Source organism: Mesorhizobium sp. CA14 (assembly GCF_020165195.1).
Classification (GTDB): domain Bacteria; phylum Pseudomonadota; class Alphaproteobacteria; order Rhizobiales; family Rhizobiaceae; genus Mesorhizobium.
In genome coordinates this window covers 1-25700 of the sequence record NZ_JAIUHR010000011.1, presented here as the reverse complement: position 1 = coordinate 25700, position 25700 = coordinate 1, and the positions used below count along the sequence as shown (strand labels likewise).

The window sequence follows — 25700 nt, the reverse complement described above, 5'->3', positions numbered from 1 at the left end:
GATCATGCGCAAGAAGGACTTTTATGAACATCCTCGAACGCGACCCGTCCGATCCACGCCGCAAGCCGATGAATCCCGGCTTGAAGTTCCTGCTCGAACTGGGTCCGGGCCTGGTGTTCTTCTTCACCACCATCCGCGGCGAGTGGCTGGCCGAGAAATTCCCGGTGCTCGCCCATCTCGGCGAGCCGATCCTGATTGCCACCGCCTTCTTCATGGTGGCGACCGCGCTTTCGCTCGGCGCCTCATGGCTGCTCACGCGCAGCCTGCCGCTGATGCCGCTGGTCTCGGCGATCGTCGTCTTCGTCTTCGGCGCGCTGGCTCTTTACCTGCAGGACAAGACCTTCGCCTTCATGAAGCCGACGATCATCAACTCGCTGTTCGGCGTCACGCTGCTCGGCGGGCTGCTGTTCGGCCGGTCGCTGCTTGGCTACGTCTTCGATTCCGCCTTCCAGCTCGATGCCGAGGGCTGGCGCAAGCTGACCTTTCGCTGGGGGCTGTTCTTCCTCTTCCTCGCCGTGCTCAACGAGGTCGTCTGGCGCAACTTTTCCGAAGCGACCTGGCTTTATTTCAAGGTCTGGGGCACGATCCCGATCACCTTGCTGTTCACCTTCAGCCAGATGCCGCTGATCATGCGCCACTCGCTTGAGGAAAAGCACAAGCAAGAGAAGGCCGGGAATTAAGGGCCGTCAGGGGGCAGCATGGAGTTCCTCACCACGCATGACGAGCTGAGGACGATCTACAAGACGCCCCGGCCGACCGACGGCTCGATCCGCAAGGAGCTCAAAGCCCTCGACGGCCATTGCCGTTCCTTCATCGGCAAGAGCCCCTTCGTGCTGATCGGCTCCTCCGACGGCACCGGCAATGCCGACGTGACGCCGAAAGGCGACAAGCCCGGCTTCGCCGCCATCCTCGACAACTCCACCATCGCCATCCCCGACCGTCCCGGCAACAACCGGCTGGACACGCTGGAAAACATCATCCGCAACCCGTCGGTCGGGCTGCTCTTCCTCATCCCCGGCATGAACGAGACGCTGCGCGTCAACGGCGACGCTCGCATCACCGTCGATCCCACCTTGCGCGAACGCCTGGCTGTCGACGGCAAGGAACCGCAGAGCGTGATCGTGGTGGCGGTTAAGGCCGCCTATATGCACTGCGCCAAGGCCTTCATGCGCTCCGATCTGTGGAAGCCGGAAACCTGGTACGATCGCGCGACCTTGCCGACGCTCGGCCAGATCATCCGCGACCAGCTGGCGCTCAGCGAAAGCGCCGGCGAGATCGACCGCGAGCTGGACCACGATTACCGCCAGACCATGTGGTAGGCTTGCCGGACGACTCAACTCTTCGTCCGGCTCTCCCTTGATCGAGATCATCGCCATATCAGGCAGCCTGCGCGCTGCCTCGACCAACTCGGCCCTGGTGGCGGCATTGGCAGCCAACGCGCCCGCGGGCTGCCGTGTCCAGGTCTATGATGGGCTCGGCCGGCTGCCGATCTTCAACCCCGACGACGAGGGCGAGCGCACGCCGCCCGAAGCGGCAGAGCTGATCGAGATGATCACCCGCGCAGACGGCGTCATCGTCTCCTGCCCGGAATATGCGCATGGCGTGCCCGGCGGCATGAAGAACGCACTGGACTGGCTGGTCTCGCGCGACGCGGCGGTGGGCAAGCCGGCAATGCTGGTCCACGCCTCGCCCCGCTCGCTCTACGCGCGGGCAGCACTTGCCGAGATCATGCGGACGATGTCGTTCGCGATGTATGAGGAGAGGACGCTGGAGATCGCGCTGCTGGGCAAGAAGCCGGCGGAGGTGGAAGCGATCCTGGCGGAGCCGGCGAACCGACAGGCGATGTGCGACGCGATCGAGGCTTTCGTGAGATTTATTGGCGGACGATGAGTGGCGCGTCTTCCCCTTCTCCCCTTGTGCCCCTTGTGGGAGAAGGGAGAGCCGCTACCCCTTCCTCCGCGTCTCGACATCGGTCTTGCCGACATACCAGTCGCGGGCGTTGACCTCCTCGAACACCACCCAGACGTCGTCATTGCTAAGCCCGGTGGCGTCCATGATGGCCGCGGTCACTTTCTTGGCGATGTCAGCCTTCTTGCCGGCCGGATCGGCGGCGATCACTTCCTTGACGATGCGGATGTTGACGAACGGCATTTTTCTCTCCCGCTGATATGCCTCGCTATCAATAGGTCTTGGCCCCATTCACCATCAGCCGCACCATATAGAGCGAGGTGGTGCCGGCGATGTAGAGACAGTTGAGTTTGTTGCCCCCGAACACGCAGTTGGCGGTCACTTCCGGGACCTTGACCTTGCCGATCAGCGTGCCGTCCGGGTCATAGCAATGGATACCGTCGGCCGCACTTGTCCAGATGCGCCCGTCCGAATCGAGCCGGAACCCGTCGAACAGACCGGCGGTGCAGTCGGCGAACACCTTGCCGCCCGAAATCTTCTTGCCGTGCTCGCCGACATTGAAGACGCGCATATGCGCAGGGTTCTTCTCGCCATGCGTGCGACCGGTGTCGACGACATAGAGCAGGCTTTCATCGAGCGAGAAGGCGAGCCCGTTCGGCCGCACCATGTCGGTGATGACGGCCTCGACATCGCCCGTCTCCGGATCGACGCGATAGACGTTGCAGGCGCCGATCTCGCTTTCGGCCTTGTCGCCCTCATAGTCGCTGTCGATGCCGTAGCTCGGATCGGTGAACCAGATCGAGCCGTCGGAGCGCACCACCACGTCGTTGGGCGAGTTGAGCCGCTTGCCTTTCCATTTCTCGGCGATGGTGGTGACCGAGCCGTCATGCTCGGTGCGGCTGACGCGGCGGCCGGAATGCTCGCAGGTCACTAGCCGGCCCTGCCGGTCGACAGTGTTGCCGTTGGAATTGCCGGACGGCTGCCGGAACACGCTGACGCTGCCGTCGGTCTCGTCATAGCGCAGCATGCAGTTGTTGGGGATGTCGGACCAGACGACATAGCGGCCGGCAGCGAACCAGGCCGGTCCTTCCGCCCAGCGGCATCCGGTGAACAGCTTTTCCACCTGCGCGTTGCCATTGAACAGGCGCGCGAAGCGCGGATCGAGAATTTCGTAATAGTCAGCGGCCGCCATCAATTTCCTCCCGGCATCAGGTGACGGGCGGATCAAGCCAGCCCGCAGCCGTTCTGGCAAGACGGGAGGCTTGTAATTTGTAGGACAAGACAGATGGGAAATACGTGAAACGGTCGGGTCTTGCGCGCCGCGCTGGGCACATAGCCCGTTCGCCCACAATTAACCGGCTATGCGCTGAACGCAATGGTGCATTGCAACATCTTTCTTTTGCAACGCACCATTCCTATGTCATGCTCGCAATCGTCAGGGAGGAATAACGAAGAAGGAACCCTGTCATGTTCGACAATCTTGTCTCCCGCGCCCGCGCCAGCATGGCCAAGCGTCGTCACTACAACCGCCTCGTCGCCGAAATCGAGAACCTGTCCAGCCGCGATCTCGCCGATCTGCGCGCCGACCGTTCCGAGATGCTCTACCAGATCCACAAGCAGATCTACGGCTGAGCGGCAGGCCCGGGGAAATCCCCCCTCACCCGGATTGCCAACCGAATTGCGGGCAATCCGACCTCTCCCCAAGGGGTGAGGAGCAGTTAGGCGCCGGCGCCAATCTCTTCTCCCCTCGGGGAGAAGGTGGCCGCGAAGCGGCCGGATGAGGGGGCGCCGCCGCATCAACCCGGCGCCGCCAGCGCCTTCTCGATCTGCGGCCATAGCAACGCCCTCACGGAGTCCGGCGTCAGCGGCCCGACATGCTTGTAGGCAATCTTGCCGTCCTTGCCGATGACGAAGGTCTCCGGCACGCCATAGACACCCCAGTCGATCGCCGCGCGTCCGGCTGGATCGACGCCGATCGCCTGGTACGGATTGCCGAGATCGCCAAGAAAGCGGCGGGCGTTTTCGGGCTGGTCCTTGTAGTTCAGCGCGGCGAGCCTGAAGCGCTTGTCCTGCGACAAGCCGAGCAGCACCGGATGCTCTTCCCGGCACGGCGCGCACCAGGAAGCGAACACGTTGACCAGCGTCACCTTGCCGGCAAAGTCTTTTGACTCGAGTCCCGGCAGGCTCGTCCCTTCGAGCGGCGGCAGATTGGTCTGCGGCGCCGGCAGGCCGATCAGCGCCGAAGGGATTTCCGAAACATCGCGGCCCGAGAGCAGCTGCGACAGGAAAAGCCCCGCCAACCCCAGGAATACCAAGAGCGGCAGTAGCACGAACAGGCGGCGGCGCGGCGCCGAAGCTTCGGTTTCGAGGCTCATGGCTTGATGGCCTTGTCGGAACGCCGCCGCACCCCGGCCGCTTCCAGCGCGGCAAGCTCGCGCCTGCGCGCCCGCTGGTCGAGCAGGATCCAGCCGATCAGCCCGGCGAGCACGACGGCGGTGATGGCATAGGCGGCGGTGACGAACAGGGCGTGCGCGCTCATTGCGACCGCTCCCTGCTCGTAGCCATGTCAACCGTTTCGATCATTTCTTTCCATAACCTCGCGCCGGCCGGTCCGCAATTTGCCGCGGTGCCGCAGTGAAGGAACGTCCTCGTCGCCTCAATCCGTCCCGTGCCGCAGCGCCAGCGCCGCCGCCAGGGGACCGAGCACCGCAAGAAACAGCGTCAGCGCGGCAAGAATGAGGAAAGGCTGCAGGAACGGCGCCGGATCGGCGACAGCGCCATAGCTCGCCGAAACGCCGAAGATCAGCACCGGAATGGTGAGCGGCAGCACCAGCACCGAAATGAGCAATCCGCCGCGCGGCAGCGCCACCGCCACCGCGGCGCCCGCTGCGCCGATGAAGGTGATGGCCGGCGTGCCGACGAGCAATGTGAGCGCCGTGGCGCCTATGCCTAGCGGCTCCATATTCATGAACAGGCCGAGCAGAGGTGCCGCGACCACCAGCGGCAGCACGCTGCCGGTCCAATGCGCCAGGCATTTCGTCAGCACCGTCAACCCCAGCATGTGGCGGTCGCCATTGAGCACCAGGAGATCCAGCGAGCCGTCCTCGCGGTCGGCCTGGAACAGGCGGTCGAGCCCGAGCAGGCAGGCGAGCAAAGCGGCGATCCACAGGATCGCCGGGCCTATGCGCGACAACAGGTTTAGGTCGGGTCCGACGCCGAAGGGAATGGTGACGATGACGGCGAGGAAGAAGATGACGCCGATCAAGGCTCCGCCGCCGGCGCGGATGGAGAGGCGGATGTCGCGGAGGAAGAGGGCCCACATTAAGAGGGAATCCCTTGGCGAGGCTGGCGCTCCGGCACACCCCCCTCTGGCCTGCCGGCCATCTCCCCCGCAAGGGGGGAGATCGAATGTCGCGCAGGCTTTCGCCAATCACCGACGTCGAAAAGGAGATGCCGGCGTCGAAGCTGCCAACCTCCCCCCTTGCGGGGGGTGAGGAGAGGTCCGCGCAGCGGATGAAAAGCCAACTGCTTGGCTTTTCGAACGACGAACGCCCGGAGCGACAGCGAAGGGCCGGTTCCGGCAGGACAGAGGGGGGTGCCTCGCGTCAACATCAGATGGTCTCCCCCATCCTCAACGCCTTCGCCCCTTCCAACCCCAGCGGCAGATGCGTTGCCGCCACCACGATCCCTCCATCCTGCAGATGTCCCCGCATCACCCCCGCGAACCGCTCCTCCGAGGCCTTGTCCAACCCGGCCGTCGGCTCATCGAGCAGCCAGACCGGCCGCCGGCTGACCAGAAGCCTGGCGATCGACGCCCGTCGCCTCTGCCCCGTCGACAGATAGCCGAAGGGCAGATGTCCGAGACCGTCGAGCGCCACCGTCTCCAGCGCCTCTTCGACGTCCAGTCCGGGCTCCCCCTGAAACGCCCGCCAGAAGCCGAGATTCTCCTCGACGCTGAGCGCCGTCTTCATCGCGTTGAGATGGCCGAGATAATGCGAGGCGGAGGCGACTGTCGGGAAAGCCTCGCCGTCACCTTCGATAAGCACCTTTCCCCGGGCGGCCGGCAGCAGCCCGGCGACCACCCTCAGCAGCGTCGATTTGCCCGCGCCGTTCGGCCCGGTGACGATAAGCGCCTCGCCTTTTTCCAGCGCGAAGCCGATGTTGGAAAAGACCGTCTCGCCGCCGCGCTCACCGCCCAGATTTTCGGCGATCAGCCGCATTTTTGCCCGTCCCGAAAGCACCGTTCCGCGGCCGTTTCCAGCTCACGCAAAATCGTCTTTCGACTGTCTAGAACTATTCCGGGAAATTCTCTATATGCGGTTCATCCGTGCCAGCGGTCGGCGCGGGATCAGAATTAGCGCCGAACCAGCGCACGCGCCGCCTTGAACGGCTCGGGTTGCTTGGGAGCGGACAGCGGAAATGGCCGTACCCGCACCTTTGCGCGTGATTGCATGCCAACGGCGTCCGTTCCCTTTCAGGCTGAACAGACAAGGACGGATCGCCGTGACGAAATCCCTCGACAGTTTCAATTGCCGCCGCACCCTGACCGCAGGTGGCGCGGACTATGTTTATTTCGACCTCGCTGAGGCCGAGAAGAACGGCCTCACCGGCATCGTCCGGCTGCCCTATTCGATGAAGGTGCTGCTGGAGAATCTCCTGCGCAATGAGGACGGCCGCTCGGTCACCAGGGAATCGATCCAGGCGGTCGCCGCCTGGCTGACCGACAAGGGCACCGCCGGTGTCGAGATCGCTTATCGCCCGGCCCGCGTGCTGATGCAGGACTTCACCGGTGTTCCGGCTGTGGTCGATCTCGCGGCCATGCGCGACGGCATCAAGGCGCTCGGCGGCGACCCGGAAAAGATCAATCCGCTGGTACCCGTCGACCTCGTCATCGACCATTCCGTCATCGTCGACGAGTTCGGCACGCCAATGGCCTTCGCCCGCAATGTCGAGCTCGAATATGAGCGCAACGAAGAGCGCTACAAATTCCTGAAATGGGGCCAGCAGGCCTTCCGCAACTTCCGCGTCGTGCCGCCCGGCACCGGCATCTGCCACCAGGTCAACCTCGAATATCTGGGACAGGTCGTGTGGACCAATTCGGACGACGGCGAAACCGTCGCCTATCCGGACACCTGCGTCGGCACCGATTCACACACCACCATGATCAACGGTCTCGGCGTGCTCGGCTGGGGCGTCGGCGGCATCGAGGCCGAGGCCGCGATGCTCGGCCAGCCTGTCTCCATGCTTTTGCCCGAGGTCATCGGCTTCCGCCTCACCGGCAAGCTCAAGGAAGGCGTCACCGCCACCGACCTGGTGCTCACCGTCACCCAAATGCTGCGCAAGAAGGGCGTCGTCGGCAAGTTCGTCGAGTTCTTCGGCCCCGGCCTTTCCAACATGACGCTGGCCGACCGCGCCACCATCGGCAACATGGCGCCGGAATATGGCGCCACCTGCGGCTTCTTCCCGGTCGATTCCGAAACCATCCGCTATCTGACCATGTCTGGTCGTGAGGAAAACCGCATCGCGCTGGTCGAAGCCTATTCCAAGGCGCAAGGCATGTGGCGTGACGCGGGCTCCGCCGATCCGGTCTTCACCGACCTGCTCGAGCTCGACCTCGGCGACGTCGTGCCGTCGATGGCCGGCCCGAAGCGCCCGGAGGGCCGCGTCGCCCTACAGGACATCCCCGCCGGCTTCGCCAAGGCGATGGAGACCGAATACAAGAAGGCCGCCGAGATCTCGAGGCGCTACGCTGTCGAAGGCACCGATTACGATCTTGGCCATGGCGACGTCGTCATCGCCGCCATCACCTCCTGCACCAACACCTCTAACCCGAGCGTGCTGATCGGCGCAGGCCTCTTGGCCCGCAACGCCAACCGCCGCGGCCTGAAGCAGAAGCCGTGGGTGAAAACCTCGCTCGCCCCCGGCAGCCAGGTGGTGGCTGAATATCTCGAAAAGTCCGGCCTGCAGAAGGAGCTCGACCAGATCGGCTTCAACCTGGTCGGCTTCGGCTGCACCACCTGCATCGGCAATTCCGGGCCGCTGCCGGCGCCGATCTCGAAGACCATCAACGATAAGGGCCTGATCGCCGCGGCCGTGCTTTCCGGCAACCGCAACTTCGAAGGCCGCGTCTCGCCGGACGTGCAGGCGAACTACCTCGCTTCGCCGCCGCTGGTCGTGGCGCATGCGCTGGCCGGCACGGTGACCAGGGACCTCAACACTGAGCCGCTCGGCGAAGGCAGCGACGGCAAGCCGGTCTATCTCAAGGACATCTGGCCGACCTCGGCCGAGATACAGGAGTTCATCGAGAAGAACGTCACCCGCGAGCTGTTCGCTCGCAAATATGCCGACGTCTTCAAGGGCGATGCCTACTGGCAGAAGGTCAAGGCGCCGGAAGGCCAGACCTATGCCTGGGACGACCACTCGACCTATGTGCAGAACCCGCCCTATTTCGCCGGCATGGGCCGTGCCTTCGGCAAGGTCGGCGACATCAAGGGCGCGCGCGTGCTGGGTCTCTTCGGCGACAAGATCACCACCGACCACATCTCGCCGGCGGGCTCGATCAAGGCCGCTTCGCCGGCCGGCAAGTATCTCACCGAGCATGGCGTCGGCGTCGCCGACTTCAACCAGTACGGCACACGACGCGGCAATCACGAGGTGATGATGCGCGGCACCTTCGCCAACATCCGCATCCGCAACCACATGCTGGGCGAGAACGGCCGCGAAGGCGGCTACACGATCCACTATCCCTCGAAGGAGGAGATGTCGATCTACGACGCCGCGATGGAATACAAGAAGGAGGGCGTGCCGCTGGTGATCTTCGCTGGCGTCGAATACGGCAACGGCTCCTCGCGCGACTGGGCGGCCAAGGGAACGAATCTCCTTGGTGTCCGCGCGGTCATCGCCCAGTCCTTCGAGCGCATCCACCGCTCCAACCTGGTCGGCATGGGCGTCATCCCCTTCGTCTTCGAGGAAGGCACTTCATGGGCCTCGCTCAACCTGAAGGGCGACGAGCTGGTCGAGATCGACGGGCTGGACACGATCAAGCCGCGCCAGAAGATGGTCGCCAAGGTGACCTTCGGCGACGGCACGGTGAAGAACGTGCCGATCGTCTGCCGCATCGATACGCTGGATGAGCTCGACTACTTCAAGAACGGCGGCATCTTGCAGTACGTGCTGCGCGACTTGGCCGCGTAGCGGCCAGGGAGTAGGGCTTAGGCAGTAGGCAGTAGGGAAACAGGACACCTACTGCCTACTGCCTACTGCCTACTGCCTACTGCCCTACTCCCCTACTCCCTTGGCTTTCCCGAACCTCGCCGTCGCCGCCAGCAACACCGCCAGCATCAGCCCGTTGAAGACGTGCCAGAGGAAATGCGTGCCGAGCGGGAAGCTGGCGCAGACCAGCGGGTCGATCATGCGGCAGATGACCGAGACGACGAAGATCGCCGACCCCGTCAGGTTGTACCGGCCGGCCCGGTTGCCGGTGGCTGCCACCCACGCCCCGAAGAAGGCGAGCGCCAGGAAGGGCGGCAGGTAGCCCGTCGTGCCGTTCGAAGCCTGGCGCAGCCAGTCAGGCACGGCATAGGTGATCAGGCCGGCAACGATATAGAAGGCGACGAAGACGAGGATCGCCTTGCCCCAATCCATGCCCAGGAAACGCCGCAGGTTGAACAGCGTATAGGCCAGCGTGAAGCCTGCGATCGGCAGGATGTCGGCCCAGATCGTGCCTTTGCTGGCGAAGGTGTGGAACAAGGTCGAGCCGATGCCGATCGCCACCACCCACCAGGCCAGCATTTCGGCGAAGGCGCCGGTCTTGTAGCGCCGCACCTGCCGAACACCCCATAGTCCCGCGGCAATGAAAGCCAGGTTGGTCAAAGCATTGGCCGGCTCCGCCCAAAGTCCAGGCCCCGTCCGTTCGCAATAGAGATCGACTGGGGTCAGGAGAGTTTGCCACATGGTGAGGATGCTGCCCCCGAATCGAACCGCGCCTTGAAATGCAGCCGCCCCTCCTATTGCGCCCTTACCTGCGGCTGCAACAGCAAAAATTTCACCGCAACGTGACTTCCCGTTGACTGGCGCTTCTGCCACATATTTTAGCAATCAGAACAAGGCCGGCGTCACCGGCGGGAATTGGAAAAGTCATGGCATTTCGAGGACGATTGCGGCTTGCGGCAGTAGCGCTGGCCCTTACGGCGTTGGGCGGCGTGGCCCTGGCAGCCGAGCCTGAGAAGGCCGTGACCGGCAAGCTTCAAACCGACAAGCCCTTGGGCGTGGTCGAACTGTTCACCAGCCAGGGCTGCAGTTCCTGTCCGCCGGCCGACGAGTTCTTCGCCGAGCTCGCCGGCAAGGACGACATCATCGCCCTCGCTTACCACGTCAATTACTGGGACTATCTCGGCTGGCAGGACACGCTGAGCAACAAGAAGAACACCGAGCGCCAATATGACTATATGCGCGCCTTCGGCAGCCGCTCCGTCTACACGCCGCAAGCTGTCATCAATGGCCGCAGCCACGTCAACGGCGCCAGCCGCATGGATGTCGATGGCGCCTTGGCCCGGATGGACAGGACCGGCGAGGGCATGCGGGTCGGCATCAAGGTGAGCCGCACCAGCGACCGCGTCATGATCGACGCTGGCGACGCCGGCAACGGCCCGACCGACGCCCATGTGGTGATCGTCTATTTCGATCCGCCGCAGATGGTGAAGATCGGCCAGGGCGAGAACAGCGGTCGCAGCCTGACCTATTGGAACGCCGTTTCCGACATCCAGACCGCCGGCATGTGGCACGGCAAGGCGCAGCGTTACGAATTGCCGATGACCGAGATCGTCAAGAAGGGCGGCTGCGCGGTGCTGCTGCAGTCGGTCGGCAAGGACGGCACGCCCGGCCCGATCCTCGGCGCCGCCTTCATCCACAAGCCGGATCGGCTTTAGAGGGGCACCCTCTCCCTTCTCCCTTGTGGGAGAAGGTGGATCGGCGCGCAGCGCCGAGACGGATGAGGGGTGTTCCAGCTTGGCGGCGACGTTCGCGACCGGCGCCGCACCGTGCCATATCCATCAGTGCCGCATTCCTTCCAGCACCCCTCATCCGGCCGCTTCGCGGCCACCTTCTCCCACAAGGGGAGAAGGAAAAATAAAAAACCGGCGTCAGCTTGCTTCTGACGCCGGTCATTTAGGTTTTGGGATCGTCGCACCTGATTTTTCCAAGGAAAAACCGAGGTTGGTTCGATCCGACGCTGACCCGTGGGCGGGGGGCTTGGGGTTTACGAGCCGGTGCCGGACCGAACCGTCTCAGGCAACGCCGGTAAATTCGTCGGACATTGGGGCATGAGCGCGGATTATTTGTGGTGAGAATGTGGCGGAGCATCACCAATTCCAACATGTGTTTCGCAAACGTGACTGGACGTTTGGGAAACTGCGCGACCGCCCGCACTTAGATGGCCGCAGCAATTCCATCGCGCCCTTGCAATTCCGCCATGAAAGCGCGAACCTTGGCCGGCGCATGATTCAATCGAAGGATCGAGGCATGACCGATCACAGCAGCGGGACGGAGGATGGGGAAGCATCCGGAATATTGATCCCGTTGCATGAGGCGCGCAACGCCCGCCTCGACCAGCCGGTGCGATTCGACCGGCGCGAGCTCGACCAGATCCTGAGGCTTTACGGACGCATGGTGGCGGCCAATGAATGGCGCGACTATGCGATCGACCATCTCACGGATCGCGCTGTCTTTTCCGTCTTCCGCCGGGCCAGCGAAGTGCCGCTGTTCCAGATCGTCAAGGACCCGAAGCTGGCGCGCCGGCAAGGCGCTTTCGCCGTCATCGCCGCAGGTGGCCGCATCCTCAAGCGCGGCCAGGAACTCGGCCGCGTGCTCGGTGTCTTCGATGCCAAGCTGAAGGTCGTCGAGGCGTGAGGAAAAGGGGAATTGAGGAAATGAAGAACTGAGGAAAAGAGGCGCTGGCGCTTCCGGTGTGGACGTCGTCTTTCTTCAGTTCTTCAGTTCGTCAATTCTTCAGTTCTTCAATTCCTCTTCAGCTCCGCTTGAGCTCCCCGCGAAACCTCCGCTCCGGCAGCGAATCCGGATCGGGCGGCAGCGCCGCGCCGCCGTTCAGCGAAAGCTGCATGAACACCGTGTCCAGCCAGCGTCCGTGCTTGTAGCCGGAGCCTTCCAGGCGCCCGGAATGACGGAAGCCGAGCCTCTCGTGCAGCCGCACCGAAGCGCTGTCGGCATGGCCGTCGCCGATCACCGCGATGATCTGGCGGAAGCCCGCCGCGCGCGCCGTCTCGATCAGCGCTTGCATCAGCAGCGAGCCCACGCCCTGCCCCTTGGCCTCGGGCGCGACATAGACCGAATCCTCGATGACGAATCGGTAAGCAGGGCGCGGCCGGAACGGTCCGGCATATGCATAGCCGAGCACGGCGCCGCTCTTCTCGGCCACGAGATACGGAAAGCCGCCGGCCGCCAGAGCGTCGAATCGGTTGCCCATTTCGGCGCGGCTGGGCGGCTCCAACTCGTAGCTCGCCGTGCCATGCGTGACCGCATCGGCATAGATCTCCGTGATTCGGTCGAGGTCGGCCGCGGTGGCGGGTCTGATGGCGATGATGCTCATAATTTGTGCAGTTCTCTTTCCTGCCTCGATAACAGCAAAGGACTGCGCAAAAAGAAAGGGCGGCCGTTGGGCCGCCCTTCGCAAAGTCTTTGGTCCACTGAGACCGGGGTACGCCCTTAGCGGCGGTCGCCCATGAACTGCAGCAGGAACATGAACAGGTTGATGAAGTCGAGATAGAGGCGCAGCGCGCCCATGATCGCCTTGCGGCCGGCAACGTCGGCGACGTCGCCCTCAAAATACATCTCCTTGATCTTCTGCGTGTCGTAGGCGGTCAGGCCCGCGAAGACCAGCACGCCGATCGCCGAGATGGCGAAGGCGAGCGCCGACGACTGCAGGACGATGTTGATCAGCATCGCGATCAGCAGGCCGATCACGCCCATGATCAGGAACGAGCCGAACGCCGACAGGTCGCGCCTGGTCGTGTAGCCGTAGAGCGACAGGCCGCCGAAGGCCGCGGCCGTGGCGAAGAAGGTCTGGGTGATGCTGGTGCCGGTGTAGACGAGGAAGATCGTCGACAGCGACAGGCCGACAAGGCCGGCATAGACCCAGAACGTGGCCTGCGCCGCCGCCACGCTCATCGACTGGATGCGGAACGACAGGAACATCACGGCCGCCAGCGGCGCCAGGATGACAACCCAGCGGAATGCGCTTGCATAGATGAGCTGGCCGAAGGCGGTCAGCTGGCCGTCGCCCGTGACGGCGAGCTGGAAGGCGCCCCATGCGGCAAGGCCGGTGATCAAAAGGCCAAGCCCCATGAGGTTATAGACTTTGATCATATAGGCGCGCAGGCCCTGATCGATATCGACGCGCGCGCCGGGGGCCGCGGACGCCTGGTAGTTGCGAATGGGATCAGCCATTGGAAATCCTCTGTTGCTTCTGCCCCGTCCGGTGACAGGTCTTTTGGGACCAGGCGCCGCTGGCGGAGCTCCAGCATGCCTGCGCAAAATATGAGCGTTCTCGACGTCAAGAACAAGACGGTAACGAGCGGTAACGCTTTGTAAGAAAGCAAAAGGCCGATTTTCGGCCCTTCCGGCCGCCTTTCTTACAAAAATTTAACCGGGCTTACAAAGATTTAACCGGGCGAGCGCCCGGAAGCCTCCCGGTCAGAGGTTGCGCAGCACCGGCGCCGCCTTGTGGCCGAGCACCCGCCAGGTGCCGGCAAGGCCGATGCCGACGGTGACCGTCAGCGAAACCAGGATCGTCATCACCGCCACTTCCGGCATGAAATGCGATGGCAGCGTCATGATATGCGCGACCACGAACCAGGCGGCGATGCCGCCGGCGGCAAGCGCGAACAGCGCGGTCGCAAGGCCGATCAACGCATATTCCAACGAGAAGGCGGTAATCAGCGTTCGTCGCGTCGCGCCGAGCGTCTTCAGCACCACAGCGTCGTGGATGCGCGCGCGGTTGCCGGCGGCCAAAGCCCCGGAGAGCACCAGCACCGAGGCGATCAGCGCCACGCCGGCGGCGGCGCGGATCGCCGTGCCCAGCTGCGCGACCAGCCGGTTGACGATATCGAGCGCGTCCTTGACGCGCACCGTCGTCACCGCGGGAAAGGCGCGGGTAACGGCGTTAAGCAGCCTTGCGTCGTCGGCCGTGGTGGCGCTTTTGTCGGTCAGCGTCGCCAGCCAGCCATGCGGCGCCCCGGCAAAGGTGTTGGGCGAAAACACCATGACGAAGTTGATCCCCATCGTCTCCCACTCAACCTGGCGGAAATTGGCGATCTTTGCGGTCACGTTGCGGCCGAGCACGTTGACGGTCACGGTATCGCCGAGCTTCAGCCCGATCGCCTTGCCCTCCTCGGCCGAAAACGACACCAGCGGCTCGCCGGAATAATCCTGCGGCCACCACGCGCCTTCGGTCAGCGTCGCGTTGTCCGGCTGCTTCGCGTCATAGGTCAGGCCGCGGTCGCCGCGCAGCACCCAAGCGCCGTCGGCCGGGATCTTCACCTTGTCGACGTCGACGCCGTTGAGCGCCATGATGCGCCCGCGCAGCATCGGCACTTTGACCAGCGTTCCCCGCGGCGACTCCCTGCCGACAAGGCCGGCGAAGGCATCGACGTCGCTGCTCTGAATATCGACAAAGAAGAAGTTCGGCGCCCGCTCCGGCAGGCTGCCGGAGATCTGCCGCCGCAGATTCCCGTCGATCAGCGCAAGCGTCACCAGAAGCGTCAGCCCGAGGCCGAGCGATAGCACCACCGAAGGCGTCAGCGCGCCCGGACGATGGATGTTGCCGAGCGCCAGCCGCAACGAAACGGAACGCACGCGCGGGCTCTTTTTCGCCGCCCATTGCACCAGCACCGCCACCAGCCGCAGCACTAGGAAGGCAAGGACCGTGGCGCCAACGAAGATCGAGGCGATGCGGTGGTCGTTGGCCGAGAGGATCGCCAGCGCCGCCAGCGCGGCGACGATCGCCAGCGCCGCACCCGCATAAGGCAGGCGCGGCAAGCCGCGGCTCTCAAAGCCCATTTCGCGGAACAGCGCCGTCGCCGGCACGTCACGGGCGCGGCCGAGCGGCAAAAGCGCGAAGGCCAGCGTCACCAGCAGGCCGAACAGCGCGGCAAGAGCGAGCGCGCCTGGATAAAAGCCGCCTTGCGCGGGCACGGGGATGACAGACTGCAGAAGCGCGCTCGCCACGAACGGCATCGCGGCCCCAAGGATGAGCCCGAGCACGATGCCGAGGCCTACGATCAACAGGATCTGCACCAGATAGACCGTGAAGACGAAGCCGCCCGAAGCGCCGAGGCTCTTGAAAGTGGCAATGACGCCGCGCTTGCCGTCGAGATAGGCGCGCACTGCGTTCGCTACGCCGACGCCGCCGACCACCAGCGCCGTCAACCCGACGAGCGTCAGGAATTGCGAGAAGCGCTCGATATTGGCGGAGAGCGCGGGGGCGGCGTTGCTGCGCGTGCGGATCGACCAGCCGGCCTGCGGGAAATCCTTCGCGGCTTGCGCCTGGATGTCCTTGATCCGCGCCTCGGACGTGCCGTCGGGCAGCCGCACCTTATAGGCGTTCTCGACCAGGCTGCCCGGCTGCACCAGGCCGGATGCGGCGAGGCCCTCGCGCGAAATCGTCAGCCGCGGCGCGAAACCGAAACCGTCCGAGACCGCATCCGGCTCGCTGACCAGCCTCGCCCGCAATTCGAAAATCGCGCTGCCGAGCTTCAGCCTGTCGCCGATGTGAAGATTGAGCCGGTCGAACAAAAGGTCGGGCGCGGCGGCGCCGAACACGCCGGACCTTTCGCCGAACAATTGCTCCTTCGGCAGCGCCGGATCGGTTTCCAGCGCGCCGTAGAGCGGATAGGCGTCGTCGACGGCCTTGGCCTCGACCAGCGCCTGATCCGAGCCGTCCTCCAGCCGCGCCATCGAGCGCATGCCGGAATTGAGCGAAACCGTGCCGAGGCTCCGGACGAAGCTGAGCTCGGCATCCGAAGCGCTGCGCTGGTTGATCTGGAAGCGCAGATCGCCGCCAAGCAGCGTCTGGCCCTGATCGGCGACGCCGGCGGAGATCGCCTGCGCCACCGAATTGACGCCGCCGATCGCCGCAACGCCCAGCGCAATGCAGGCCAGGAAGATCATGAAGCCGGACAGGCCGCCGCGCATCTCGCGCAGCGAGAAGCGGATGGCGAGCTTCAGCGTGCGGAGCCAGGCCCCCTCATCCGGCCGCTGCGCGGCCACCTTCTCCCCGCCGGGGAGAAGAGATTGGCGCCGGCGCTGACTACCTCTTCTCCCCTCGGGGAGAAGGTGGCCCGAAGGGCCGGATGAGGGGGTCTCCGCCATGCCTCTATGCCGTCACTTTGAGCAAAGGCGCATCCTCGATCCGCCCCGAGCGCATCGAAACCTGGCGTGCGCAACGCCCGGCAAGCGCCGGATCATGCGTGACCAGCACCAGCGTCATGCCGCGTTCCGCCGCCTTGGCGAAGAGAAGGTCGACGATCTGCTTTCCCGTTACCTGGTCGAGATTGCCGGTCGGCTCGTCGGCGATGAGGATGCGCGGCGACGGCGCCAGTGCCCGCGCGATCGCCACGCGCTGCTGCTCCCCGCCGGAAAGCTCGCCCGGATAATGCGTCACGCGGTCGCTCAGGCCGACCGCCGCGAGTTCCCGCGCGGCCACCCCGAACGGATCGGCATGGCCGGCAAGCTCGAGCGGCACCGCGACATTTTCCAGCGCCGTCATGTTGGGGATGAGATGAAAGGACTGGAACACGATGCCGATGTTTCGCCCCCGAAACGAAGCTATCTGATCCTCGCTTTTGTCGTTGATCAGCTCGCCGACGATCCGGACCGTGCCCGAATCGACCCTTTCCAGGCCCGCAAGAACCATCAGCAGCGTGGACTTGCCAGAGCCCGACGGGCCGACAATGCCGGTGGCTTGGCCGGCCGCCACGTCGAGGCTCACACCCTTCAGCACGTGGACGGAGGACGCGCCCTCGCCGAGCGTCAGCGACACATCCCTCAGCGCGATGACGGCTTCTGTCACAATGAAAGTGCCCTATATGTGGAGAAAGGAGACGGTCCTTGTCTCCTTCATTGCGTTGTTTCGGTCATATGGGGCTCGCCGCATGGCATTCAAACACCGTTTTGCCGCAGCCCTCATCCTTTTCCTCACCCTTTGCGGCGCCATTTCGCCGGCGCGCGCCGCCACCTTCACCATCGTCGGCTTCGGCGACAGCCTGATGGCGGGCTTCAGCCTTGGCCCTGGCCAGGGTTTCACCGATAGGCTGCAGGCGGCACTGAAGGCGAAGGGCCTCGATGTCGCCGTCGCCAATGCCGGCGTGTCGGGCGACACATCGAGCGGCGGGCTGGCGCGGCTCGACTGGTCGGTGCCGGAGGGCACAAGGCTGGTGATCCTCGAGCTTGGCGCCAACGACATGCTGCGCGGCCTTTCGCCCGGGATCGCCGAGAAGAACCTCGACGCGATGCTCGGCAAGCTGAAGCAAAGCAACATTCCGGTGCTTCTGGCCGGCATGCGCGCCGCGCCCAATCTCGGCGCCGACTACCAGAAGGCATTCGACGCCATCTATCCGCGGCTTGCCGAAAAATACCGGGTCCCGCTCTATCCGTTCTTTCTCGACGGCGTCGCCGGCCATCCCGACCGCCAGCTGGAAGACGGCCTGCATCCCAATCCCAAGGGGGTCGATGTCATGGTCGAACGCATCCTTCCCGTGGTCGAGAAGGCGATCGCCGACAATGGGGGACCTTCATGAGGGGGTGGACCGTCATGAGGGCGGGCCGCCGTGAGTCCGGAACGCCACGCTTCCGCTGGGGAAACCCTGTGGACAACAAACCGCTTGCCCCGCGCCTATATCGATGATTCGCTAGGGCCGAGAGTTTCGATTCGAGGACAGGAGGCTTCACATGCCACGTCTTTTCACCGCCCTCGAAATTCCGCGTGATGCCGCACTCTCTTTGTCCCTGCTCCGGGGCGGGCTGCCCGGAGCGCGCTGGATCGATGTCGAAAACTACCATCTGACGCTGCGCTTCATCGGCGATGTCGAGGGCCATGTCGCCGACGAGATCGCCAACGCCCTCGACCGCGTTGACCGCCCCTCTTTCCAGATGACGCTCTCCGGCGTCGGCGCTTTCGGCGGCAAGAAACCGCATGCGGTGTGGGCCGGCGTGTCGGCCTCGCCGGACCTGACGGCGCTGCAGGGCGAGATCGACCGCATCTGCCAGCGGCTCGGCCTGCCGGCCGATCCGCGCAAGTTCTCGCCGCATGTGACGCTGGCGCGCCTGCGCAATGGGAGCCCGCTCGATGTCGCGCAATATCTTTCGGCGCGCGGCAATTTCGCGGCGCTGCCCTTCCGCGTCGGCCGCTTCGTCCTGATGTCGTCGCGCGATTCGGTCGGCGGCGGCCCCTACATCGTCGAGGAAGCCTGGCCGCTGGTCGGCGAGACGCTGGCCTCGAGCCGCTTCGCCAGCGCTTCCGACGCCTCGCGGATCATGCGGTAGACCGAGGCGAAGGCCTCGGTGCCGTCATAATAGGGATCCGGCACGTCCGCGGCCTTCCCCGTGGCAAAATCCAGATAGAGATGGATGCGGTCGCGCGCGGTCTGCGGCGCCAGCGCCTCGAGGTCGCGCACATTCGCCTTGTCCATGCCGAGGATGAGGTCGAAGCGCGAAAAATCCTCCGGCAGCACCTTGCGCGCCCGCTGTCTCGAAATGTCGACGCCGTGTTTTGCGGCTACCGCGATAGAGCGCCGGTCCGGTGCTTCGCCAGCGTGCCAGCCGCCGGTACCGGCCGAATCGATCACCAGACCCTGGTCTTTGCCTTGCTCAGCCAGGACGGCGCGGAACACGCCCTCGGCCAGCGGCGAGCGGCAGATGTTGCCGAGGCAAACGAACAGAATGGATTTTATGGGCTTTGCGCTCATCGATCCGGCGCTATGGTTGGATCACCTCCGAATAGCACAGGGATCGGACATGAACAGGGAAAAACTCAGCAAGGAAGCGATCGCCGCCGCGCTTGCGGAACTCGACGGCTGGTCGGTTGCCGCGGACGGCGCTTCGATCAAGCGCAGCTTCGTCTTCAAGAACTTCTCCGAGGCCTTCGCCTTCATGACCCGCGCGGCGCTGGCCGCCGAAAAGATGGACCACCACCCGGATTGGTCGAATGTCTACAAGACCGTCGACGTGACGCTGAACACGCACGACGCCGGCGGCGTGACGGCGCTGGATATCGAGCTGGCAAAGCGGATGAACCGGTATTTCGGCTGAACTCTTGTAGCAGCCCCCCGCTTTCACCACATTTTCCCGCGGCGGGCCGGTGCGACGATGCGCACGGCCGCCAAGGAGCGACTGATGACGCAAGGTACCGGTTTCGATTTCTTCGGCTTCGGCGACAAGCTCGCCGGCGAAGGCGAGGTCCGCGAAAAATTCTGGCGCACCGCCAAGAAGGCGGCGCGGCAGATTCCGTTCATGGACGAAGTTGTTGCCGCCTATTACTGCGCCATGGACAAGGACACGCCGCTGCGCGCCAAGGCCACCCTGCTCGGCGCGCTCGGCTATTTCGTCCTGCCGTTCGATTTCATTCCCGATTTCGTCGTCGGCCTCGGCTACACCGACGACCTCGCGGTGCTGACCGCCGCGATCACCGCCGTCAGCGCCCACATCACGCCTGCCCACAGGCAGGCCGCCAGGGATGCGTTGGCCGACAAGAGCTGACTTACGCCCGCAAATCAGCGCGTTCGAAAAGACAAACTCTTGCCGTTTTCGTGGCCTCCAACTCCGCGCCGGGACAATGCGCCGACAACTGAAGGCGGCGGCGCGATGGTGGCGGTTTCCTGGGGTGAGCTCCTTTTCTTCGAGGACAATTCACCGTTTGGTAACCCTGATTAAATCAAAATGAAGCGACGGCAGGACGCCACGCGGCCCGCCTCCGCACCATTTGGAATACGGGAAGAACGATGCGCGGATTGATTGCTATAGTTTCCAGCCTGGTCCTGGCGGCCAGCTTCGCGGTGCCGGCGCTGGCGCAGCAGGCGACGAAGATCGGCCAGCACAATGCGTGGGGCACCTACAGCTATCAGTCGAAGGCAGGCAAGGTCTGCTATGTGCTCACCGTGCCCACCGACAAGCAGCCCCCCTCGCTCGATCACGGCGACATGTTCTTCTTCGTCAGCCAGCGTCCGGGACAGCAGGTCTCCTACGAGCCGCAGTTCATCGCCGGCTACAATTTCCAGGAAGGCTCGAAGGCCACCGTCACCATCGACAAGAAGACCTTCTCGATGTTCACCCGCGGCAAGTCGGCTTGGGTCGAGAACGCCGCCGAGGAGCCGGTGCTGATCGCCGCCATGAAGACCGGCTCCGACATGAAGGTGCAGGCCAAGTCCGGCCGCGGCAATCCCACCTCCTACGTCTTCTCGCTGAAGGGCATCTCGGCGGCGCTGGCCTCCATCGCCAAGTGCAAATAGGCCAAGCCTACATCCGGATTTGACGCAAAGGCCGGGCCACCAGGTCCGGCCCTTTGCCATTCGGCTTTGTCCTTGCGTCGGCGCCGGTCGATTCCGCGCGCCGGCGATCGCTTGCGGCTATCATTCAAAAAATTGCGCGGCGAACGGAATAGTTTCCGGCCGAGACCGGTAGATGGGGCAAAAGAGGGAGAACGCTCTTTGAGGTGGCCGTCATCTGCACGGCCACGTCGAAACAGGGAGCGGCAGCAAGCACTGGGACGAGCGTCTTTCAGGGCTTGCAGTCGGGAGGAGCACGCTCCCATCCGGCCCAGCGGTTGCCTGTCCCCTGTCCCTGACCGCTGGGCCGTCTTTCACGCCGGCTCCGGCCGGGCAGCGCAGGCAAGATAGGCCCGGCTTGCGCCAATCCGGCTTGAAGCGGGCGACACGAGACGGGCGGCATGAGATGGGATGAAAGCGAAGTTCGACGTCATACCGCATCTGGAGGATCTATGGCGTTACGGCAGGGTGCTCACCGGCAATGATTCCGACGCCGATGATCTGGTGCAGGAAGCTCTCGCCCGTGCGCTCTCGATGGCCGGCAGCTACGATCCCTCACGGCCGCTGCTGCCCTGGCTGATCAGGATTGTCCGCAACACCTTCTTCACCGGCGCCAGCCGTGCCAATGCCGACAGGCGCCGCCTCGCATCCATCGCCGACATGTCGGATGCGGCCTTGCCGCCACCGCAGGAGCACAGCGCCGAGCTCTCCAACGTCGCCAGGGCCCTCGCCCGCATGCCGACCGACCAGGCCGAAATACTGCATCTCGTCGGCGTCCTGGGCTTCACCTATGCCGAGGCGGCCGAACTGCTGGGGGTACCGACGGGAACCGTGATGTCCCGCCTCAGCCGGGCTCGCACGGCCTTGAAGAACAACATGGAAGATATGGACAGCGCAGCTGCCCGTCACTTGAAGATCATTGGAGGGCGCGATGCGGCCCGATAATCGCGTTTCCGAACAGGATATCGGCCGTTTGCTGGATGGCGAATTGTCGCCGTCACAGCGATCCGAGCTGCAGGCCCGGCTTGCCCGCGAGCCCGAGCTGGCGGCGGCGGTGTTTGCCCACGCGCAACGCATGGAAGCGCTGCGCGATTCCCAGCCCCGGCGATTGTTCCCGCCCGGCGCGACTGTCGAAAAGGCGAGACAGCTGGAACAGGCGCTTCGCCGCAGGTGGATGTTCGCAATGCTCAAGCTTCAGGCCGCCGCTGTCGCGCTGATCGCGATCGGATGGTCGGCCAACTCGCTGACCGTACCGCTTCGCCAGGGCGGCAAGACGGCGGATGAAACCTTCATCCTGGCCGCGCGGGATGCGCTGCGCGTCGCGCAGCTCAACGCAGGTCCCGAAAAGGGCGACGAACTCAAGCAGGACAAGATCCAGCGGCTGGTTGGCGCCGTCAACGTCAGCATGCCGACGCTGCCCTCCGCATGGGTGGTCAAGGATGTCCAGGTGCAGCCTTGGAACGGGCAGCAGAGCCTGGTGGTGACGGCGGATACGCCAAGCGTGGGGCGTATCACGCTGGTCGCCGCGCCGATGAACGGCGAGGGCGCCGTTCCGCCGACGCCCGCCACCGACGGCCGCGTGCCGACGGTCTATTGGCAGTCTGGGGGCACGGCCTACGCGCTGATGGGATCGGCCGCCCCGGATCGGCTCGAGGTGGAAGCAAAGCAGATCGAAGTCGCCACGCGTCGCGGCGTTGCGCCGAAGATAAGAGGCTGATCGTGGCGCCGGTTGCATAGGGGAAAAGAATGCGCCCGATGTTGGAGTTCAAAGCCCACCCCCGCGGCATGCTGTCGAATGGGTTCACACGATGAACGTCCTGTCCTTCGAAAGGAGATACTACCCGTCCACCTGCCCGGTTTGCGCCGGCGTGTCCCTGGAAGCCGAGGTCACCCTGCGCAAGGTGGAATTCCAGTGTGCTGCCTGCGGGGCATTCGAGATCACCTCGGCGGCTCGGAGCGCGATGAAGGGCCTGTCACGGGAGCACCGTCAATTGTGGCTGTCGCAAGCGCGGCTGCGGGCTTCGACCGTCCCGCTGATCGCCTGCGCAAACGAGACGCCGCCGTAGGTCACCGGCCCCTAGGTGACGCGGGAACGCGACTCGGGAAGCGCTGCGCGCGGGCGTTTCCCAACGGCCCGGCATCTCGGCTTGGGTTGCCGGGCCGTTTTCACGAAAAGAGGAAATGAACCGGGCTCCGGCCCCGCAGCCTGTATCCAGCAGAAATCGGCGATGACCGCGCTTCGAGGTAACGGCGAGTAGCCATGCCACAGGAATCTGCCACGGACAGATCTGGTCCCGATCTTTATGAGCCGATCAACGTCCTGAAACCCGTCGCTCCCGATCTGTGGATCGTGGACGGGCCATGGATCGGCTTCGGCGTCGGACCGTTTGAATTTCCCTTCACCACTCGCATGACGGTCATACGGCTTCGCAATGGCGACCTGATCCTGCATTCACCCGTGGCGCTGACACCCGCGCTCCGGTCCGCGGTCGAGCTTCTGGGGCCGGTCCGCTTCCTGGTTGCGCCGAATTCCCTTCACTACTGGTGGGTTCCCGACTGGAAAGCAGCCATCCCCAAGGCGGAGGTTTTGGCGGTGCGCGGCCTGCGGGAGCGGGCGAAGCGTCCGATCGCGGTGGACCGGCTGCTGGTGGGACGCGGCTCGCCTTGGCCCGCCGAGATCGACCTGTTGGTCGTGCGCGGCGGCGTCCTCACCGAAGCCGTTCTGTTTCATCGCGCCTCGCTAACGCTGATCCTCACCGACCTGATCGAGAACTTCGAACCGGGCCGGATTCACAGTCGGTTTCTGAGGCTCCTCGTCAGGCTCGCCGGCGCGGCCGATCCGGACGGCAAGGCGCCCATCGACATGCGGTTGAGCTTCTTTCACCGTCGCCGGGCTTTGCGGGCGGCCGTTCACCAGATGCTCGCCTGGCATCCGGAACGCGTCATAATCGCCCATGGCCGGTGGTATGACAGAGACGGCGCCGACGAACTCAGGCGCGCGTTCCGTTGGGTCTTGTGACGACCGCCCAGCTTCGAAGCTGCTAGACTTTCACCGCTTCGCTTGTCTCCGCCCTGCGCCGCCGGATCGCCTCGGCGATGAAGACGCGCGACAGCGCGTGGTAGAGCGGTTCGTTGGAGATGAGCCTCGCCGTGCCGTAGCCCAGCATAGCCGCGCACATCAGCGCGATCACATTGTCGTGGTTGCCGGTCATTTCGAGGATGATGACGAAAGCCGTCATCGGCGCCTGCACGACGCCGGCGAAATAGCCGGCCATGCCGAGCAGCGCCGCGGTTCCGGTAGCCGTGCCGAAGACCAGGCCGAGCGTGCTGCCCAGCCCCGCGCCCACCGCCAGCGACGGCGCGAAGAGGCCACCGGGAATGCCCGACACCATCGACAGCAGGCCGGCTGCGAATTTCTCGACGAAGAAGAAGGCCGGGAGCGGCGTGCCTTCGATCGCGCCGCGGGCCTGCGCGTAGCCAGTGCCGAAGGTCGATCCTCCGGAGGCGATGCCGATCGCGGCCACGGCCAGGCCGCAGATAGCCGCCACGACCAAAGTGCGCGGCAGCGGCTGCAGCGCGTTCCAGCGCCGGATGCGGCGCATGACCTTCAGCGCCAACAGCGAGAACAGCGCGCCGACACCGCCGCCGATGATGCCGCAGGCGAGCACCAGCGGCCAGTCGGTGGCGAAGGCCACCGTGTCCCTGGCGACGCCGAAATAGGTGTAGTTGCCGACCAGGCCGAGCGAGGCAAGACCGGCCAAAATCACCGCCGTCAGCACCAGCCCATTGGTGCGCGACTCGTAGGCGCGGCCCATCTCCTCGATGGCGAAGACGATGCCGGCCAGCGGCGTGTTGAAGGCAGCGGCGATGCCTGCCGCGGAACCGGCGAGGATCAGGCCGCGCGCCTGCGCCATGCCGCCCCAGCGCGCGGCCTGCAACATCAGCGAGGCGCCGACCTGCACCGTCGGGCCTTCGCGGCCGATGGAGGCGCCGCAGAACAGGCCTATCACTGTAAGCGCGATCTTGCCCGCCGCCAGGCGCAACGAAAGAAGAGGCCCGCGATCCTCGTCGTCGCGCAGGTGGCGCGCGGCGATCGCCTGCGGGATGCCGCTGCCTTGCGATCCCGGGAAGAAGGAATGGGCAAGCCAGGCGCAAAGCGCGAAGCCGGCCGGCGTCATGATCAACGGAAGATAGAAGCGCCAGCCACTGCCGCCGGCGGTGACGGCATGGAACAGGGCCTGCGCCCGGTCGGCGAGCAGAGCGAACAGGACGCTGATCAGGCCGATCGAGATGGCGCCGGCCCAGAAGACGAGGCGCGGCTGCCAGACGCGCCGCGACACCCACATGGCGTGGGAACGCCGCAGCATGCGGTATTTTCGCGATATGCCGGCCATGACCGTCCTCGTGATGCTTGTCCGCCCTAGCACACTCGCCGGGCCGATCAACCCGCGAGGGCGAGCCCGACGCTATGTCAGTCAGGTCGAGGAGCGGTGCTCAAGGAGACGTTGCCGGATGGCGGATAACCCGCCGGCGCACCGGCCGGCGGGGAGGTCGGCACGCGGGACCGGCGAGGTCACATCGCCATTTTTTCACATTCGGCTTGGGCCTTCTTGGTCGACGTGTCGATCATGTAGGCCTTGCCCTTGGCGTCGGTGATCATCATCATGCAATGCTTGATCGGCTTGGCCATCTTCATCATTTCGGCGCTCATCTTGGCATCCGGCATCATGGTGCCCATGTGGCCGTCCGGCATGATCGCGGTGACCTGGCCGCCCTTCATCATGGTCATGGCGCCCATTGTATCTTCGGCAAAGGCTTGCGAGGCGCAAAGACCGGCGAGGCCGGCAATGAGTGCGAGCTTGATTGAGTGCATCTGAACAACTCCCATTGTTGAAGGGCATGGTCGCCCTCTTCCGGTTCGCCGGCGCAGCTCGAATGGTTACGTCAACACGGATATGTGATCGAGTTTCAGATGGCGGCAGCCGGCCGCGTTCCGTCCCTGGCCCAGGCAGGCGTCAAAATCTGTTGACCTCTGTGTCAGTCATCCCACTGCTTCCCATTCCGGGGTTCTTCTTCCTGCATCCAGAAGACGGCCGGCAAGTCAGCGGCCATCGCCGCAAGGCGGATGCTCAAGAGCAAGCCTGGCGCAGTCTCTCCTTCTCCTCTTGTGGGCCTGTTGCGTAATTGGCTGGTTGTGATTCTCTGAGAAGGAAGCTCGGAGGGAATCGCAATGGCGGTGAA

At 64.6% G+C, this 25700-nt stretch carries 31 protein-coding genes; 16 read left to right on the top strand and 15 right to left on the bottom strand.

Annotated elements, in window-relative coordinates; genetic code table 11:
• The first annotated feature begins 23 nt into the window (after positions 1 to 23).
• The 3 genes from LB565_RS14070 to LB565_RS14060 are packed head-to-tail and all read left to right on the top strand — an operon-like array spanning position 24 to position 1890.
• Complete coding sequence (locus tag LB565_RS14070) at positions 24 to 680, top strand: septation protein A (RefSeq protein ID WP_224584871.1); 657 nt, start codon at positions 24 to 26, stop codon at positions 678 to 680.
• 18 nt (positions 681 to 698) lie between these two features.
• Positions 699 to 1319 carry a pyridoxamine 5'-phosphate oxidase family protein gene (locus LB565_RS14065; protein WP_224584869.1) on the top strand — a complete coding sequence of 207 codons (621 nt, stop codon included), beginning with the start codon at positions 699 to 701 and terminating at the stop codon, positions 1317 to 1319.
• Positions 1320 to 1356: 37 nt separating this feature from the next.
• Positions 1357 to 1890: an NADPH-dependent FMN reductase gene (locus tag LB565_RS14060; protein WP_224584867.1), complete on the top strand. Its 534-nt coding sequence runs from the start codon at positions 1357 to 1359 to the stop codon at positions 1888 to 1890.
• A 54-nt stretch (positions 1891 to 1944) separates the two neighbouring features.
• On the opposite strand, the gene LB565_RS14055 is transcribed toward LB565_RS14060, so the two are convergent.
• The gene (locus LB565_RS14055; protein ID WP_224517964.1) at positions 1945 to 2151 is read right to left on the bottom strand and encodes a tautomerase family protein; all 207 of its coding nucleotides are present in this window, start codon (positions 2149 to 2151) and stop codon (positions 1945 to 1947) included.
• 28 nt (positions 2152 to 2179) lie between these two features.
• Positions 2180 to 3100 carry an SMP-30/gluconolactonase/LRE family protein gene (locus LB565_RS14050; protein ID WP_224584865.1) on the bottom strand — a complete coding sequence of 307 codons (921 nt, stop codon included), beginning with the start codon at positions 3098 to 3100 and terminating at the stop codon, positions 2180 to 2182.
• 275 nt (positions 3101 to 3375) lie between these two features.
• Between LB565_RS14050 and LB565_RS14045 the strand changes: the two genes are divergently transcribed.
• Entirely contained in the window at positions 3376 to 3540 is a 165-nt protein-coding gene (locus tag LB565_RS14045) for a hypothetical protein (RefSeq protein ID WP_224584863.1), read from the top strand.
• A gap of 164 nt (positions 3541 to 3704) precedes the next feature.
• Here LB565_RS14045 and LB565_RS14040 read toward each other — a convergent pair whose 3' ends face one another.
• The 4 genes from LB565_RS14040 to ccmA form a co-directional block, all read right to left on the bottom strand.
• Positions 3705 to 4283, bottom strand: coding sequence for a DsbE family thiol:disulfide interchange protein (locus tag LB565_RS14040; protein WP_224584861.1), 579 nt, complete (start codon positions 4281 to 4283; stop codon positions 3705 to 3707).
• On the bottom strand, positions 4280 to 4447 hold the full coding sequence (gene ccmD / locus LB565_RS14035) for a heme exporter protein CcmD (protein ID WP_224584859.1): 168 nt from the start codon (positions 4445 to 4447) through the stop codon (positions 4280 to 4282). Before ccmD ends, LB565_RS14040 begins: the two co-directional genes overlap by 4 nt.
• A gap of 117 nt (positions 4448 to 4564) precedes the next feature.
• A complete protein-coding gene (gene ccmB / locus LB565_RS14030) occupies positions 4565 to 5230 on the bottom strand; it encodes a heme exporter protein CcmB (protein WP_224584857.1) in 666 nt (221 codons plus the stop codon).
• A gap of 289 nt (positions 5231 to 5519) precedes the next feature.
• Positions 5520 to 6128, bottom strand: coding sequence for a heme ABC exporter ATP-binding protein CcmA (ccmA, locus tag LB565_RS14025; RefSeq protein ID WP_224584854.1), 609 nt, complete (start codon positions 6126 to 6128; stop codon positions 5520 to 5522).
• Positions 6129 to 6411: 283 nt separating this feature from the next.
• On the opposite strand from ccmA, the gene acnA reads away from it, so the two are divergent.
• Complete coding sequence (gene acnA, locus LB565_RS14020; RefSeq protein WP_224584852.1) at positions 6412 to 9102, top strand: aconitate hydratase AcnA; 2691 nt, start codon at positions 6412 to 6414, stop codon at positions 9100 to 9102.
• Positions 9103 to 9186: 84 nt separating this feature from the next.
• On the opposite strand, the gene LB565_RS14015 is transcribed toward acnA, so the two are convergent.
• A complete protein-coding gene (locus LB565_RS14015) occupies positions 9187 to 9861 on the bottom strand; it encodes a ceramidase domain-containing protein (protein WP_224584849.1) in 675 nt (224 codons plus the stop codon).
• A 185-nt stretch (positions 9862 to 10046) separates the two neighbouring features.
• Here LB565_RS14015 and LB565_RS14010 point away from each other — a divergent pair, with 185 nt between their 5' ends.
• Both LB565_RS14010 and LB565_RS14005 read left to right on the top strand, forming a co-directional pair.
• Entirely contained in the window at positions 10047 to 10835 is a 789-nt protein-coding gene (locus LB565_RS14010; protein ID WP_224584848.1) for a DUF1223 domain-containing protein, read from the top strand.
• Positions 10836 to 11427: 592 nt separating this feature from the next.
• Positions 11428 to 11814, top strand: a complete 387-nt coding sequence (locus LB565_RS14005) for a DUF2794 domain-containing protein (protein ID WP_040988010.1) — start codon at positions 11428 to 11430, stop codon at positions 11812 to 11814.
• A gap of 118 nt (positions 11815 to 11932) precedes the next feature.
• On the opposite strand, the gene LB565_RS14000 is transcribed toward LB565_RS14005, so the two are convergent.
• The 4 genes from LB565_RS14000 to LB565_RS13985 form a co-directional block, all read right to left on the bottom strand.
• A complete protein-coding gene (locus LB565_RS14000) occupies positions 11933 to 12511 on the bottom strand; it encodes a GNAT family N-acetyltransferase (RefSeq protein WP_224584846.1) in 579 nt (192 codons plus the stop codon).
• A 116-nt stretch (positions 12512 to 12627) separates the two neighbouring features.
• Positions 12628 to 13368 (bottom strand): Bax inhibitor-1/YccA family protein, encoded by a 741-nt coding sequence (locus LB565_RS13995; RefSeq protein ID WP_224584845.1) that lies wholly within the window; start codon positions 13366 to 13368, stop codon positions 12628 to 12630.
• A 246-nt stretch (positions 13369 to 13614) separates the two neighbouring features.
• Entirely contained in the window at positions 13615 to 16113 is a 2499-nt protein-coding gene (locus LB565_RS13990) for an ABC transporter permease (RefSeq protein WP_224585105.1), read from the bottom strand.
• Between the two features lie 181 nt (positions 16114 to 16294).
• On the bottom strand, positions 16295 to 16990 hold the full coding sequence (locus LB565_RS13985; RefSeq protein ID WP_224584844.1) for an ABC transporter ATP-binding protein: 696 nt from the start codon (positions 16988 to 16990) through the stop codon (positions 16295 to 16297).
• 1 nt (position 16991) lies between these two features.
• Here LB565_RS13985 and LB565_RS13980 point away from each other — a divergent pair, with 1 nt between their 5' ends.
• Positions 16992 to 17717, top strand: coding sequence for an arylesterase (locus tag LB565_RS13980; protein ID WP_411970645.1), 726 nt, complete (start codon positions 16992 to 16994; stop codon positions 17715 to 17717).
• A gap of 151 nt (positions 17718 to 17868) precedes the next feature.
• Entirely contained in the window at positions 17869 to 18462 is a 594-nt protein-coding gene (gene thpR / locus LB565_RS13975; protein ID WP_224517952.1) for an RNA 2',3'-cyclic phosphodiesterase, read from the top strand.
• Here the strand turns inward: thpR and LB565_RS13970 are convergent.
• Positions 18369 to 18884, bottom strand: coding sequence for a low molecular weight protein-tyrosine-phosphatase (locus LB565_RS13970; RefSeq protein ID WP_224584842.1), 516 nt, complete (start codon positions 18882 to 18884; stop codon positions 18369 to 18371). The genes thpR and LB565_RS13970 overlap by 94 nt on opposite strands.
• A 49-nt stretch (positions 18885 to 18933) precedes the next feature.
• Between LB565_RS13970 and LB565_RS13965 the strand changes: the two genes are divergently transcribed.
• The 7 genes from LB565_RS13965 to LB565_RS13935 all read left to right on the top strand — a co-directional run bounded on the left by LB565_RS13965 (position 18934) and on the right by LB565_RS13935 (position 23478).
• Positions 18934 to 19227 (top strand): 4a-hydroxytetrahydrobiopterin dehydratase, encoded by a 294-nt coding sequence (locus LB565_RS13965; protein WP_224584841.1) that lies wholly within the window; start codon positions 18934 to 18936, stop codon positions 19225 to 19227.
• Positions 19228 to 19311: 84 nt separating this feature from the next.
• Positions 19312 to 19674, top strand: coding sequence for a YkvA family protein (locus tag LB565_RS13960; protein ID WP_224584840.1), 363 nt, complete (start codon positions 19312 to 19314; stop codon positions 19672 to 19674).
• A gap of 242 nt (positions 19675 to 19916) precedes the next feature.
• Positions 19917 to 20423, top strand: coding sequence for an invasion associated locus B family protein (locus tag LB565_RS13955; RefSeq protein ID WP_224584839.1), 507 nt, complete (start codon positions 19917 to 19919; stop codon positions 20421 to 20423).
• Between the two features lie 447 nt (positions 20424 to 20870).
• Positions 20871 to 21404: a sigma-70 family RNA polymerase sigma factor gene (locus LB565_RS13950; RefSeq protein WP_224584829.1), complete on the top strand. Its 534-nt coding sequence runs from the start codon at positions 20871 to 20873 to the stop codon at positions 21402 to 21404.
• Positions 21391 to 22176, top strand: a complete 786-nt coding sequence (locus LB565_RS13945; RefSeq protein WP_224584827.1) for an anti-sigma factor family protein — start codon at positions 21391 to 21393, stop codon at positions 22174 to 22176. The genes LB565_RS13950 and LB565_RS13945 overlap by 14 nt, the downstream gene beginning before the upstream one ends.
• 91 nt (positions 22177 to 22267) lie before the next feature.
• Positions 22268 to 22525, top strand: a complete 258-nt coding sequence (locus LB565_RS13940; RefSeq protein ID WP_224584818.1) for a hypothetical protein — start codon at positions 22268 to 22270, stop codon at positions 22523 to 22525.
• A 284-nt stretch (positions 22526 to 22809) separates the two neighbouring features.
• On the top strand, positions 22810 to 23478 hold the full coding sequence (locus LB565_RS13935) for a DUF4336 domain-containing protein (RefSeq protein ID WP_224584816.1): 669 nt from the start codon (positions 22810 to 22812) through the stop codon (positions 23476 to 23478).
• 22 nt (positions 23479 to 23500) lie between these two features.
• Here LB565_RS13935 and LB565_RS13930 read toward each other — a convergent pair whose 3' ends face one another.
• The 3 genes from LB565_RS13930 to LB565_RS13920 all read right to left on the bottom strand — a co-directional run.
• A complete protein-coding gene (locus tag LB565_RS13930) occupies positions 23501 to 24853 on the bottom strand; it encodes a chloride channel protein (RefSeq protein ID WP_224584814.1) in 1353 nt (450 codons plus the stop codon).
• A gap of 179 nt (positions 24854 to 25032) precedes the next feature.
• On the bottom strand, positions 25033 to 25332 hold the full coding sequence (locus LB565_RS13925; RefSeq protein WP_224517944.1) for a hypothetical protein: 300 nt from the start codon (positions 25330 to 25332) through the stop codon (positions 25033 to 25035).
• Positions 25333 to 25496: 164 nt separating this feature from the next.
• On the bottom strand, positions 25497 to 25700 hold a 204-nt coding region (locus LB565_RS13920), incomplete at its 5' end, for a hypothetical protein (protein WP_224584812.1).